Origin of the sequence: Micromonospora sp. CA-259024 (genome assembly GCF_050936255.1) — a bacterium.
Lineage (GTDB): Bacteria > Actinomycetota > Actinomycetes > Mycobacteriales > Micromonosporaceae > Micromonospora.
In genome coordinates this window covers 2,956,841-2,969,775 of the sequence record NZ_JBNJND010000001.1, presented here as the reverse complement: position 1 = coordinate 2,969,775, position 12,935 = coordinate 2,956,841, and the positions used below count along the sequence as shown (strand labels likewise).

Annotated in this window: 10 protein-coding genes; 8 read left to right on the top strand and 2 right to left on the bottom strand. The window is 70.8% G+C overall.

What is annotated here, in order from left to right; translation table 11 throughout:
• Positions 1 to 10 precede the first annotated feature (10 nt).
• Complete coding sequence (locus tag ACQEUX_RS12865) at positions 11 to 2,461, bottom strand: low temperature requirement protein A (RefSeq protein ID WP_433046140.1); 2,451 nt, start codon at positions 2,459 to 2,461, stop codon at positions 11 to 13.
• Positions 2,462 to 2,812: 351 nt separating this feature from the next.
• Positions 2,813 to 2,926, bottom strand: coding sequence for an SDR family oxidoreductase (locus ACQEUX_RS12860; RefSeq protein WP_433046137.1), 114 nt, complete (start codon positions 2,924 to 2,926; stop codon positions 2,813 to 2,815).
• Positions 2,927 to 3,396: 470 nt separating this feature from the next.
• Here ACQEUX_RS12860 and ACQEUX_RS12855 point away from each other — a divergent pair, with 470 nt between their 5' ends.
• The 8 genes from ACQEUX_RS12855 to ACQEUX_RS12820 all read left to right on the top strand — a co-directional run bounded on the left by ACQEUX_RS12855 (position 3,397) and on the right by ACQEUX_RS12820 (position 12,829).
• Positions 3,397 to 4,560, top strand: a complete 1,164-nt coding sequence (locus ACQEUX_RS12855) for a S8 family peptidase (protein WP_433046134.1) — start codon at positions 3,397 to 3,399, stop codon at positions 4,558 to 4,560.
• A gap of 4 nt (positions 4,561 to 4,564) precedes the next feature.
• Positions 4,565 to 5,176, top strand: a complete 612-nt coding sequence (locus ACQEUX_RS12850; protein ID WP_433046131.1) for an RNA polymerase sigma factor — start codon at positions 4,565 to 4,567, stop codon at positions 5,174 to 5,176.
• Positions 5,173 to 5,661 (top strand): hypothetical protein, encoded by a 489-nt coding sequence (locus tag ACQEUX_RS12845; RefSeq protein WP_433046128.1) that lies wholly within the window; start codon positions 5,173 to 5,175, stop codon positions 5,659 to 5,661. The genes ACQEUX_RS12850 and ACQEUX_RS12845 overlap by 4 nt, the downstream gene beginning before the upstream one ends.
• 1 nt (position 5,662) lies before the next feature.
• On the top strand, positions 5,663 to 8,194 hold the full coding sequence (locus tag ACQEUX_RS12840) for a CHAT domain-containing protein (RefSeq protein WP_433046125.1): 2,532 nt from the start codon (positions 5,663 to 5,665) through the stop codon (positions 8,192 to 8,194).
• Between the two features lie 65 nt (positions 8,195 to 8,259).
• Entirely contained in the window at positions 8,260 to 9,213 is a 954-nt protein-coding gene (locus ACQEUX_RS12835) for an SH3 domain-containing protein (protein WP_433046122.1), read from the top strand.
• A gap of 935 nt (positions 9,214 to 10,148) precedes the next feature.
• Positions 10,149 to 10,379 (top strand): hypothetical protein, encoded by a 231-nt coding sequence (locus ACQEUX_RS12830; RefSeq protein WP_433046119.1) that lies wholly within the window; start codon positions 10,149 to 10,151, stop codon positions 10,377 to 10,379.
• 92 nt (positions 10,380 to 10,471) lie between these two features.
• The gene (locus ACQEUX_RS12825) at positions 10,472 to 11,656 is read left to right on the top strand and encodes a radical SAM protein (protein WP_433046116.1); all 1,185 of its coding nucleotides are present in this window, start codon (positions 10,472 to 10,474) and stop codon (positions 11,654 to 11,656) included.
• Between the two features lie 609 nt (positions 11,657 to 12,265).
• Complete coding sequence (locus ACQEUX_RS12820) at positions 12,266 to 12,829, top strand: RICIN domain-containing protein (protein ID WP_433046113.1); 564 nt, start codon at positions 12,266 to 12,268, stop codon at positions 12,827 to 12,829.
• The last annotated feature ends 106 nt before the right edge of the window (positions 12,830 to 12,935 follow it).

Sequence of the window (12,935 nt, the reverse complement as noted above, 5' to 3'; positions counted from 1 at the left end):
CGAATGGCGCTCAACTGGGCTCGTGCAACCGTCGCCGTAGTTCGGCGGCGCGGTGGGAGTCGATCATCATGACGGCGGCGGTGGCGGCCGTCAGGATGGTCAGCGCCCACAGCGGGGGCAGTGGGCTGGTCGCTGGTGCGAGGATCGCCACGAGCAGGATTCCGGTGGCCCGGACCCAGCGGATCTGGTGCTGGGTGCGCCACCAGAATGCTTGGTTGGCGAGAAGGTAGACGATCACTCCGGCGAAGAGAATGGCGTGCCCGAGCGGGTCGCGCGCCGGTCCTGACGGTTCGCTGACGAGGTCGAGGGTCTTTCGCAGGCCGAAGGCGAGTAGCATCAACCCGATGACCATGGGTAGGTGTAGGTAGGCGTATGCGTCGCGGGCCAGCGCGGCTCGCTGGTTGCCGGTGCGGTCTTGCAGGACGCGTTCTGCGACGATGGCGTCCGTGTCGAAGTAGGCCCAGAAGAGCGTGGCGAGGAGGGCCATGCTGGTGGCGACGGCGACGATCACGGACCAGGAGATCGGGCGGCCGAAGACAGCCACTCCTGCCGATATGACCGACTCGCCCAGTGCGATGAGGATGATGAGGGCGTACCGGTCGGTCCAGTGTTTGGTCGAACTCACCTGCCAGAACCGCTGGACGACGAGGTAGCCTCCAGCGAGGTCGACGACGATGGCCGCGAGCCACAGGCCCACCACGACTTGGCTTAGCCCCTCGGGGGGATGCGGCCGCGAGGTTGCCACCGCGGCGATCACCAGCAGGACGAGCGCGGCCACGCTTGGAACGCTTGCCCGCAGCAGGTGGGCACGTGGTATCTCCCGACGAAGGCCCAGCGCCGTCAGGTGCAGCACGCGCAGCGTGACGTAGCAGATCGCGACGATCAATGGGCCGGGTAGGCCGTCGGGTACAACGTCGAACGCCTGCGGGATGGCGATGCCGATCGTCAGGGTCAGCGCCACGACCAGCAGTACGCTCAACCGCACGGGGATGGACTCGCTGCGAAGAACGTTCCCCACCTGGCTATAGAGAGACCAGGCCACCCAGAGTAGGCCTAGCACAGCCAAGGCCCGGACGACCCCAACTCCCGTGGGTTGCCGGGTCATCAACACCGTGACCTGGATGAACGTATAGACGACCACCAGATCGAGGAAGAGTTCCTTGGGTGTGACTCCGCTGGTGGCAGCCCGGACCGCGGTCTGCGCCGCCTGCAGGTGCAGAACGTGATGCCGCCGACGGAAGACGGTGAGATCAGCCAGGACCAGACTGGTGAGGATGGCGGCGAGCAGCCCCACCGCGCCCACCGGCGGCAGGCGGACCGCGATCGGAAGCAAGGCGGTCACCAGAACGATCCCCAGCAACGGGCTACGACCCAGCAAGCGGATGGTGCGACGCTCAAGGGCCACCAGGCCGAGCAGGTAGACCAGGACGCCTCCATAGAGGACGAGCGTGCCGAGCTGGTCCCACCGGTACGCGGTGGCGGGCTCGACTGAACTCAACGCGCGTTTGAGCCCCAGGGCGATGAGGACGAGACCGACGATCATCACGACGTGCAGCACGCTGTACGCGTCCCGGCCGAGTCGTGACCTGGTGGCTGCCGGCCGCTGCTCCAGCGTCTGCTCGGCGGCGAATCCGGCGATGTCGAAGTAGCGCCACCAGAGCACTGCCACCACGACGAGGCTCAGGGCGGAGCCCGCGATGACGGACCAGGTGATCGGTGGGTCACCGATGAGACCGCGGCTGGTGCCGATCGAGATGATCGTCTCGCCCAACGCGATGAGCATGACCAGCCGGTGCCGCTCAGCCCAGTGCGGCACGGACACGATCCGCCAGGTGCCCGTGCCGAGGGCCCGCACGCCGGTGAAGTCGACGGCGGTGGCGGCGAAGAACAGGGCCAGTTGGACGGAACCACCGTCGACGTCCGAGTGCAGGTGGCGAGGCAGCAGCGCACCGGACAGGAGCAGGGCCGCGCCACCGGAGAAGGGCAACCATGCGCGAAGAATGGGTCTTCGGGGCCTGTCCGAGACGCTGTATGTCAAGATCAGTAGCGCGATGGACTGGGCCAGCAGGAAGGCGACGACGAAGATCAACGGCCCGAACAAGCCCCCCGGCCGATCGGTGAAGATCACCGGCGCGGCGATGCCGATCAACAGGATGGTCGCGGCCACCCCGAACATGAGCGGCTGCAGGAATCCCCGGTCCACCCGGACGACATTGCCGAGCAGGGTATATGAGCTCCAGCAACGCCAGATCAACAGAACCACCAGCACACCCTGGAGCACGCCCTCGATGCGGAAGTTCTCCGCCATGAGGTCCGTCACGCTCAGGAACGCGTACACGAACACCAGGTCGAGGAACAGCTCCAACCGGGTGACCCCGGCACCCCCGGCGGATACCTGAATACCGCCGCGGAATCGGGAAAAGCGCCCACCGCTGTGCAGCGCCGAGCGGCTCCTGATCACTCACCCCACTGTGCCATTTGCGGCCGGTCGGGGGGCGGATTCGGCCATCGACGGTCGCTGGGCGCAGACGAATAGCCAGCGGCGAGATCGCAGGTGTAGCAGGTTCGCAATTCCCACATCTTCCATCGTTTCACCAACCACATCGATAGGCCGGTGGAACGAGGACGATGACCGCGGACGCCTGATGAACCTGCTCGCCAGCCCTATCTCCCCGCGGCGCGGGCGGGCGCTGCACTGACCGATCCTGCCGAGGACGCCGAAGCAGCCGGCCTGCTTGCGGGCGAAGGTCCGTCAGCGCTGGCCCGGTTGATGGGTTGGTTGGCGATGGCCTCGGCGCGGTCGAGCTCGCCCCTATCGATCAATGCCGGTGACCATCGGGGTGGCGATGGTCTTGGGGCAGACCGCGTTGATCCGGATGCCGCGCGGCGTGTATTCGAGGGCAGCGCTGCGGGTGAGACCCAGCACCCGTGCTTGGAGACATGGTACGCAGCGCGGCCGGGCAGGCCCACGAGCCCGCCGAGGGAGGAACAGTTGGTGAAGGAGGTCAGCGCACCGCAGGCGAGGATCTGTATTGCTGGTGCTGCCTGTGACTCAGGAAGGGCGGTGCCGTGCCCGGATCGGGGAGCGGATGGGAAACAACAGGCAGCCCACCTTCACTGGTTAGCTTCAGCCCAGCAGGTGGATCCTGCGTCGACGCCGAAGGTGGAGGCACAAGCCGTGGGGCAGGTCCATCTGCAGCAAGGGAGGGGACGGGCGCCTGAGATACACATCGGATGGCTATCGTCGATGCGCCGGCCGGGCCATTGGCGGCGGCAGCGGAACGTGCTCAACTGTGCTGGTGACCACCGACCCGCGCCGGGCGCGGGACGGTCCTGAGTGAATCGGTCGTACTACCGGGAGGTCAGGTGTCCCGCCCCCCTTACCGTCCTGACGTCGTGCTCGTGCCTGCGTGGGTGGCGGAGCGTCCGGAGACAGTCGAGCGGCTCAACAGGCTGCTGGCCGAGGCCGGTTTTGGCCGGCCGTTGTCCCCGCCGGCCGCCGTCGCACCGCCCGCCGTCGAACTGATCGAACTGCCCGTCCAGGGTGACCCGGTGGCCGTGGCCCGGGCCAGCCGCCGGCTGGCCGGCCGGTCCAACGCCGACGTGCCGGAGTGCCTGCCCGACTACGAGTGCATGGCCGCCACCGTGGAGGACGACGCCCGGCTGGAGGGGAGTCTCTACCCGTACTTCCGGGCCAGCGGCTGCAAGAGCGGGCATGGCACCGTTGCCTGGCTTCCGGCGCCCGACTACGTAATGCTGTCGAAGCCCATACGGCGCCCGGCCAGCCAGTTCCCGGCCGGGCGGCCCGTGGTGGCGCTGCTCGACACCGGGGTGCGGGAACACGACTGGCTGGTGGAGACCGACGGCGAGCCGTACTGGGAGGAGGCGCAGGGATGGACGCCGCTGCGCACCATTCCGGAGGTCGCCGGCCAGGAGAGCCACGGCGAGGAGACAGCCGGGCCGGACTTCGGGAGTCATTGGGGGCACGGCACCTTCCTCGCCGGCCTGGTCCGCCTTGAGGCGCCCGACGCGCGGATCCTCTCGTTGCGGGTGATGAGCGACGCGGGCCGGGTCAGCGACCTGAACACGGCACACGCGCTGAACTGGTTGGCGGACCGAGTCTCCGACGGCCACCGGGTCGACGTCGTGCTGACTGCGTTCGGCCGCCCGGGGTTCGGCGAGGAAGAAGAGATGGAGTCGGTCCGGGCGGCGCTCAAACGCCTGGCGGAACGAGGCGTTCCGGTGGTCGCCTCGGCCGGGAACGGCGGTACGGACAGCCCCGTCTATCCGGCTGCCTTCGCGGTCGACCCGACGCTTACAGTGATCAGCGTCGGGGCCTGCGCCTCGCCGACCGCCCGGGCGCCATACAGCAACCACGGGGTGTGGGTGCGCCAGTGGCACGAGGGCACCAACGCGGTGAGCATCATGCCTTTGTCCACGGCACCGGTCACCGTGCTGGGCGCGTACGCCTACTGGAGCGGCACGTCGTTCTCGGCGGCCCGTTACGCGGGCCGGCTCGCCCAGGGGCTGGTGCCGGCAGCCGTGCGGCTGCCGGACTGACGCCATGTCCAAGGTGTCGGAGACCCCGGTGGACCGCGCGGGCGCATCGCTCGACCGCGCGGTACGCCTCGGCGAGCGCCTCGAGCGGGCCAGGGCGGGCGACCGGGACGCCCTCGACGAGGTGGTCCGGGAACTCAACCCGCTGCTGTGGCACGTCGCCCGGGCACAGGGCCTCGCCCCCGAGGAGGCCGCCGATGTCGTCCAGACGACCTGGCTGGAGCTAGTACGCGGACTGCACACCATCCGGTCCTCGAACGCGCTCACCGCGTGGCTGGTGACCACCACCCGCCGGGAATCCTGGCGGGTACGTGGGCTCGCCCAGCGGCAGACGCCGCATGATGCGGCGACGCTGGAGTCCTCGCCCGACCCGGATCCCGGCCCGGCCGACCTGCTGCTGTCCGAGGAACGTGACCGGGCGCTATGGCAGCACGTCGCGCGGCTGCCGGAGCGGTGCCGGGCGCTGCTGCGGATCGTCGCGCACGTCGACCGCCCCGACTACACGGCGGTGGCCGAGGCGTTGGGCATGCCGCGCGGCAGCATCGGGCCGACCCGTGGCCGGTGCCTGGCGAAGCTGCGGGAGATGCTGGCCGCCGACTCGACGTGGAGCCCGACATGACCGCCCCGCACTCCGCCGACCAGCCGCTCGACGACCTAGACCAGGCGATCCTGGACCAGCTGGCCACGGTGCTCACCCGGCTCGACCCGCCGCCCCCCGACCTCGACGACCGGGTACGCCTTGTGCTGGCACTCGACGACGTTGACCGGGACGTCGCCCGGCTGCGCGAAGAGCAACTCGTCGGCGCGGTGCGTGGCACGGAACGGACCCGCACCCTGACGTTCGACGCGGAGAGCCGAACCGTGATGATCACGATCGTGGACCGGCCCGACGGCCTGGTCCGGATCGACGGCTGGCTTGCGCCTGGCGCCGCCGTACGGGTCGAGCTGCGGCACCCCGCGCCCGACCCGTCCCAGACGGTGGAGTCCGACGCGTCCGGCCGGTTTGTGCTGGACGGCGTGCCGCACGGCCTGGCGCAGGTGGTGGTGCACCCGGCGCGGGGTGAGCACGCGCCGCAGGTGGTCACGCCGGCCCTCGCCCTGTGACATGGACCCGGCCGCACTCGCTCGCCGGGCCACCCGTTGGCACGCGGCGGGCCTGGCGTCTAGCGACGCCGGCCAGCCGGGGCGGGCCGCCCGGGAACTGCGGACGGGCCTGCGGCTGGCAAAGCGCCACCCCGCCCTGCGCGACATCCACGCCCGCCTGCTGATCAGCCTCGCCTGGGCCGAGTCCGAGCGAGGCCGGGTGGAGCTGGGCTTCCGGCTGCTGGACGAGGCCGAGGCACTCGTGGCTCCGCCGCAGCGGCCGATCCTGCTCGGCCAGCGGGCCCTGCTGCTCAAGCGCAGCGGCCGCAACGCGGAGGCGCTGCGCCAGTACGACGAGTCCATTGACCTGTTGAGCGACCTGACACACCCGCCTGATCTGGTTAAGGCGCTCAACAATCGCAGCCTTGTGCACCTGGAGGCGGGCAACGTCCGGCTCGCCCGGGCCGACCTGCGGCGCTGCGCTGAGGTCGCCGCCCGGCACGGGCTCGGCCTGCATGTGGCCATGGCGCGGACGAACCTGGGTTGTCTCGACGTGATCGCCGGTGACCTGCCCGCCGCGCTGCGTGCCTTCGCCCGATCCGACGCCGACTACCGGGTGCTCGCGCCGGGCCGGCTCGCCAACCTGGCCGTGGAACGGGCCCGCGCGCTGGTCGCGGCCGGGCTGTACCGCGAGGCCGAACGGCAACTCGCCAGCGCGGTGGTGCGGGCGACGCAGCAGCAGCTCGGACACACGTACGCGGATGCTCTCCAGGTTCGCGCGGAGGCGGCCCTGCTTGCCGGCGAGCCGGTCGCTGCCGCGCGGTGGGCCCGACACGCCCGTGCCGCGTTCCTCGGCCGTACCAACGTCCGCCGTGCGGCCCTGGCTGCCCTGCTCGAGCTGCGCGCCGACCAGGCGGTCGGCGAGGTCGACCAGGCGACGGTGGCCCGGCGCGCCGGGGTGCTGGCCGGCCGGTTGGCCCGGCTCGGGCTGCCCGAGGACGCCCGGGTCGCCGGTATGGTCAGGGCCCGGGCGCTGGTGGCCGCGGGACGACCCCGCCGGGCGGCGGAGCTGATCGGGCGACAGGCCGGACCACGGCGGACCGATCGGCTCGACACGCGCCTGCTCTGGCACATGGCCCGCGCGGAGGTGGCGGCCTCGGCCGGCCGGTCGGCCGAGGCCCGGCGGAGTCTGCTGGCCGGAATGACCGCTCTGCACCGGCACCGCGCCCGGTTCGGCTGCGCCGACCTGCAGACCGGGGCCGCGGTGCACGGCCGCGACCTGGCCCGGGCGGGGCTCGCCGCGGCGCTGGCGGAGGGCTCCGCCAACGCCGTCTACCGGTGGTCCGAGCGGGCCCGGGCCCAGGCGCTGCTGCTGCCGCCGGTGCGACCACCCGACGACCCGGTCGCCGCCGAGGCGCTGGAAGAGCTGCGCCAGCTACGGCACCGCGTCCGGCAGGCGGAACTCGCGGGCCGCCCGACCCTGGCCTTCCACAGTCGGTTGCAGGCGCTCCAGCGGGTGATCCGGGAGCACGCCTGGGCGACGCCGGGTCCCGGGGACGCCCCGCCGCCGACGCCGGCGCCGCTGACCGCCGTGACGGCGGAGCTGGCCGGCGCGGCGCTCGTGGTGTACGTGGCCGCCGGGGATGTCCTACGCGCGCTGGTGGTCACTGACCGGGCGACCTCGGTGGTGGTGCTCGGCGACCGCGGCACCGCCGAGGAGGCGGTACGACGGTTGCGCGCCGACCTGGACGCGCAGGCGGGCCGGGCCATGCCCGCCCGGCTGGCGGCGGTGGTCCGCGCCGCGACGCGGCAGGACGCCGACCGAGTGGGCGCGATGGTGCTCGATCCGGTACTTCCGCTGGTCGGCGACCGAGACCTGGTGGTGGTCCCGACCGGGCTGTTGCTGACCACGCCGTGGCACGCCCTGCCAGCGTGCGCGTCCCGGCCGGTCACGGTGGCGCCGTCGGTCGGGGTCTGGCTGGCCGCCCGGCGCCGCCTCAACGCCGCCAGGCCCGCCGCCGAGTCGGCGGCGGTGACGGTGGTGGCGGGACCGGGAATCCCCCGGGGTGAAGCGGAGGCCCGGGCCGTGGCGTCGCTGCACCGAGGTGCCGTGGTGCTCACCGGGCCGGAGGCGACCCCGGCGGCGGCACTCGCGGCGATGGCCGGCGCCGGCCTCGCCCATATCGCCGCGCATGGGCAGCACCAGACCGAGAACCCGCTGTTCTCCACGCTGGAGCTGGCCGGCGGCCCGCTGATGGGATATGACGTGCAGGACCTGCGGACCGCGCCGCGTACCGTGGTCTTGGCCTGCTGTGACCTGGGCCTGACCGACGTGCGGCACGGCGACGAGGCGCTCGGCATGCCGACCGCCCTACTCGCCGCAGGCACCGCCACGGTCGTCGCGAGCGTCAGCCGGGTCGCCGACGAGGCGGCCACGGAGATCATGGTGGCCTATCATCGGGCGGTCGTCGCGGGCCGGCCGCCGGCGGCAGCACTGGCGGAGGCCGTACGCGGCAACCAGCCCCCGAGCTTCGTCTGTTTCGGTGCCGGCTGAACCGACAGCACCAGAGTCGTGCCGACAGCAGGTATCCAGGATGCTGCCCGGCCCCCCATCCAGGCATGACTGACCACAATGTGAGGAAGCTCCGACGCCGGGCGGGTCTCGCCGCCGGCCTCACCGTGCTCGCCCTGGCGGCCGGTCTCCTGGCGGGGTGCCGCACGAACGGCGGCGCGGCCAGCGGCGGTGCCGAGAACCGCCCCGGCACGGCCAACGGCCTCGCGAAGATCGCCGGAGGCGGCTGTCCGGCGGCCGGCACCCGGAGCGGCGGACTGCTCCCGAAGCTGGACGAGGAAAGCTACACCTCGATCGAAAACCCCTGCCTGCCGTACGTCGACCTGGTAAGCGAGGTGACCCAACGGATCGTGCCTGGGCAGCGGCCCCGGGTCGACCAGTTCCTCGACAACCTCGGCCGCTTTGCTGACCGGCTCGGGCAGGTCAACGACGCCGTCCAATGCGCCTACGAGACGGACCGGCTGGCGGTGCGGATCTACCAGAGCCGGCGCGACTCGTGGGCGGTCGGCGTTGTAGCGGTCCTCCGTGGCCGCCTCGGCGCGGTCGCCGACACCACCGCCTGCTTCCTGATCAAGCAGATCCCGCTCTTGGATCTGGCCACTCAGGGCATCGGACCGGAGCAGGACAACCCGGCGTACTGCTTCGACACCAGCCACCAACAACGCGACGGCGAGGACTACACCATCATGTGGATTGGCTCGTCGGCGTTCACCTGCCGGGGACTCCAGGACGGCCTGGTTCCCGGCGACGGCCGGCTTGTCGCGGTGAAGGCCCGACCCAACGTGTCGCTGCGCGCCGGCCCCTCTACGGGCGACCAGGTGCTGCGGAAGGTGCCCGACGGCACGCTGGGCCGGGTGACCTGCTATCGCACCGGGGAAGCCGTCAAGGACGACGACGTTTGGGCCCGGACGACCGTCCTCGGCGACACCGGCTGGATCGCGGCGGCCTACCTGGACAGCGCTTTGCCGATCCGGGGGACCGGATTGTGCCCGGACAACTGAGGCGGCACCGTGCGCGCTGGCGGGCGATCCCACCGGCGGCCGGGTCACCACCGGCCACGGACAAAACGGTGACGGTGAACGTCAGCGCCGCGGTCGTCGCGCCGCGCTGCGCATGCGGAGGACGCCGGGTCGACGCCGAACGGTCCGCCCACCCGTCGACCAGCAGGCCGCCGCGACCCGGTCGATCCGCGGCCCCGCCCGGCGAGCAGTGGCAGGAAGTCGCCGACGAAATGCCGAGCGGGTCGTCGTCGGGGTGTGGGTGCCAGTAACCGTCGCGGCCGTCGCAACGGGGCGGCGACAACGAACGGGACCGCGCCGTGCGCCAGCACGCGATCCAGAACTCCGGACAGCAGCCCGCGCAGACCGGCGGCGCGAGGCGTCGGACGCGTACCGTGCAGGCCAGGCAGACCGGGATGGGGCGCGAAGACTCGCAGATCCGCGCCAGCGTCGGCGGCCTGCGCGCCACCAGCCCGGCCACCATGCACCGCGTCGGCCGGGGGCGGCCAGCCGAAGAACCTGCCCTCCCCTGCGCTGCGACCCACCCCACACTCGCCGCCGAGTTGCCCACCTCAGAACGGTTTCATAGCGAGTGGCTTGCGTCAGGCCGACACGTGGTCTCTCGCTCTCCGAAGCGTTGCAGTCCGCCGCTCCCCGCTCCACGACGAAGCTACCGCCCAGCAACAGGCGTTGGGAGCGTTGTGGAAGCACGGCACCCACGCGCGACGCGGACAAGTCCGAAAGCCGGGCGGCCTGCGAGACGGTGAAACGCCTGCACCGAACGTCCGCAGACCTCCATAGCGGACATCGCCGCTGACCGGTGCGGCGGCACTCGGTCGGGGGAAAACCCGACGGATCGGTATCTGCTACCGGCCCTGCCGCCACGTATCCAGAAGACCGGCGGGAAGTCGTTCCGGCCGGAGAAGGGAGCAGGACAGATGTGCGGTATTCAGATCGGTGCTGAAGAGCTGGAGAACATCCTCGTCAACCGCGGGCCGGACGCCTCCGGTGAAGAGGCCGCCGCCTGCGGAGTCCAGATCGGGGCGCCGGAGGTAAGCCGGGTTCTCGCCAACCGCAGCTCCGCACAGCTCGCGGACGCCGCCTGCGGGATCCAAATCGGCGCGCCGGAGAACGCCACGCTGCAGCACAACGCCGGCCCGAGCGCCTAGCCGGGTGCATTACCGCGGGGCCCGTTGGCGCTGCGACCGGCCTACGGGCCCCGCTGACCCGACACTGAGCACCATGGATGGAAGGAAAGGCCATGATCGGCACCCGCCTGGACGACATCGACGCGCCGCGCCTGATCCGCAGCGAACACGGCTGGTGGTTCATCGGGAACCAGACCTGGACCCTGCTGCGCCCCGAGTCTGTGGGGCCCGACGGCACGGTGGACGACGCCACCACTGGCTTCCTTCGCCGCATTGGGGCGTTCCAGCCGCGTAGGCCGCCCTCGTTCTCGCTGACCGTGCTCACCACGACCACCTGCAACCTCGGCTGTGGCTACTGCTTCCAGAACACCGGGCTGGACAACACAGGCGGCGCACGGCCGCCGCGGATCCGGCGGGCCTGGCTGGACACTGGCACCGTCGAGCGCATCATCACATTTGCCCGCGACCGGATGCGTCGGTGCGAGCTGGATCGCCTTTACCTGCTGCTATTCGGGGGTGAGCCGCTGCTCAACCCGCGGGGCTGCCTCACCCTGCTGGACCGAGCCCGCGTGATCGGGCTCGACCAGTGCGCCATGACCACGAACGGCGTTCTGCTGAGCCCGAGGCTGGCCCGCGAGCTGTACGCGGCAGGTCTCAATGGTGTGCAGGTGACGTTCGACGGCAGCCGGGCGGACCATGACCAGATCCGGGTCAAGCGGTCTGGAGCGCCCACCTTCGACACCATCCTGCGCAACGTGGCCCGCGCGACTGAGGTCACCGGGCTGAACTGGAATCTGCGGGTGAACGTGTCGCACCACAACTTCGACCGGATCGCCGACCTCATCGGGGAACTGGCCGCCGGCCTGAGCCCCGACCGGTGCACAGTGACGTTCGCCTGGGTGGGCGACGCGGGCTTCGGGTACCGCAACACCATGCGGCACATCGACGATGTGAGCGATGCGTTCGCGAGCTGGAGCATCGCGGCATTGGAAGCGGGCTTCCGGATGGTCCGACCCAGCATGAGAACCACCTGCCACATCTGCTCGGTGCCCGGAGGTCGGTACGGCGCCGTGGTCAACGCCGACGGTCAACTCTTCAGCTGCTGGCAGTCGGCCGGAAAGCCCGGCCTTGAGGTAGGCAGCATCGACGAGGGGTACCTGGACGTGGCCAGCGTCCCGGAACGCTGGGTGCGCTGCGGTTACGAGTACGAACAACCGAAACAGGCGCTGGCCGACACCTTCCAGGACCGGGTGGACGGCCGGTTGCTGGACTACCTCTACACCAGCGGCCGCCTGTAACCCTGTCGATAAGATAACGCCGATCAGCACGTCAGCGCCCGACCTGCTTCGACGGCCCGCGCCGGAGTTGAGTCGAGCAATGCTGGAACCCGCTTCCGAAGCTTGCCTCACCTGCGCCAGCCCGGTGCCCGGTCGTTGCCGTCCCGGCGCACTCGCCCACCTGCACGACGACAGGACCACGACCGGCAAATTTTTGTGGTCGCCCTCCCACACCTGGTTGCGGTAGGTGACGGCGCGGCGCAGGTAGACCAGCTTCGCCCGCCGGGCCCGGTCTCCCGCGGCGGCGGCCGCGGCCTGTGCCGGGGTCAGTTCTGCGGCGATCGCGCGCTGCAGGGTGCGCAGCGCGGCGGCGAGGGCGGGTACGTCGTTGACGCCATCGCAGCAGGCGTGCCGATTCCGGTCCACGTCGAGATCGCGACGATCAACACCCTTGCCCGCACGGAACTGCACCGCCATGCCGAGTCCCGGCTTCCGCCGATATCCACGACGGCGCCTTCCACTCGCACACCATCGCGAAGCCGATCCTCGCCCGCGTCTGACGCGGACGTATCTGGCGCCGACCGGCTACCCCTTTATCGATATCTCTAACTCCCATTGGAAGGAACGGTCATGAACATCCTCAGCCGGACGTGCATGGTGCTCGCGGTGTGCGTCGGACTCGTAGCCGCCAGCCTGGTGGTCGCCTCGCCTGCCAGCGCCGCCACCGAGTACTCATTCAGATCCCAGAGTTCCGCCACCAGCGAGCACCCCTTCGGCAGCCTGTGTATCGACGTGTCGTACGCCAGCACCGCCAACGGCACGGCCATCAAGCAGTGGCCCTGCGACGGCGGCCCGGCCCAGAGATGGACCATGGTCTACGAGGGAAGGTGGGACGGCGTCGTCTACTACCAGCTTGTCAGCTCCCTCTGGTCGGCAGACGGCCCCAAGTGCCTCGACCTGCCCTGGGGCAACCCGGCAGCCGGTCAGACGCTACAACTGTGGGACTGCCTGGGCGTCGCCCGGCAGCTCTGGTCCGTCACGCAGGTACCCGGCGTGAATGGCTACGCGCTGCGCAACCTCCAGACCGGGCAATGCGTCGACGTCCCCTGGGGCGACCCCATCGCGGGCAACGCCCTGTGGCAGTGGACCTGCAACAACACCGCCGCCCAGCAGTGGGTCTTGCGCGCCTGGTAGACGGGCCGCCACCTGATCAACCGCTCGGTTGATCAGGTGGTGGCCTGGAACACCGACCTGGTGCTCTCGCCGCCCTATGGCCCGCTGGCCAGGCATAGAACAGGTA

Coding starts and splice junctions, on each gene's coding strand:
- ACQEUX_RS12850 (WP_433046131.1), top strand. CDS start 4,565: ATGTCCAAGGTGTCGGAGACCCCGGTGGACCGCGCGGGCGCATCGCTC.
- ACQEUX_RS12845 (WP_433046128.1), top strand. CDS start 5,173: ATGACCGCCCCGCACTCCGCCGACCAGCCGCTCGACGACCTAGACCAG.
- ACQEUX_RS12840 (WP_433046125.1), top strand. CDS start 5,663: ATGGACCCGGCCGCACTCGCTCGCCGGGCCACCCGTTGGCACGCGGCG.
- ACQEUX_RS12835 (WP_433046122.1), top strand. CDS start 8,260: ATGACTGACCACAATGTGAGGAAGCTCCGACGCCGGGCGGGTCTCGCC.
- ACQEUX_RS12830 (WP_433046119.1), top strand. CDS start 10,149: ATGTGCGGTATTCAGATCGGTGCTGAAGAGCTGGAGAACATCCTCGTC.
- ACQEUX_RS12825 (WP_433046116.1), top strand. CDS start 10,472: ATGATCGGCACCCGCCTGGACGACATCGACGCGCCGCGCCTGATCCGC.
- ACQEUX_RS12820 (WP_433046113.1), top strand. CDS start 12,266: ATGAACATCCTCAGCCGGACGTGCATGGTGCTCGCGGTGTGCGTCGGA.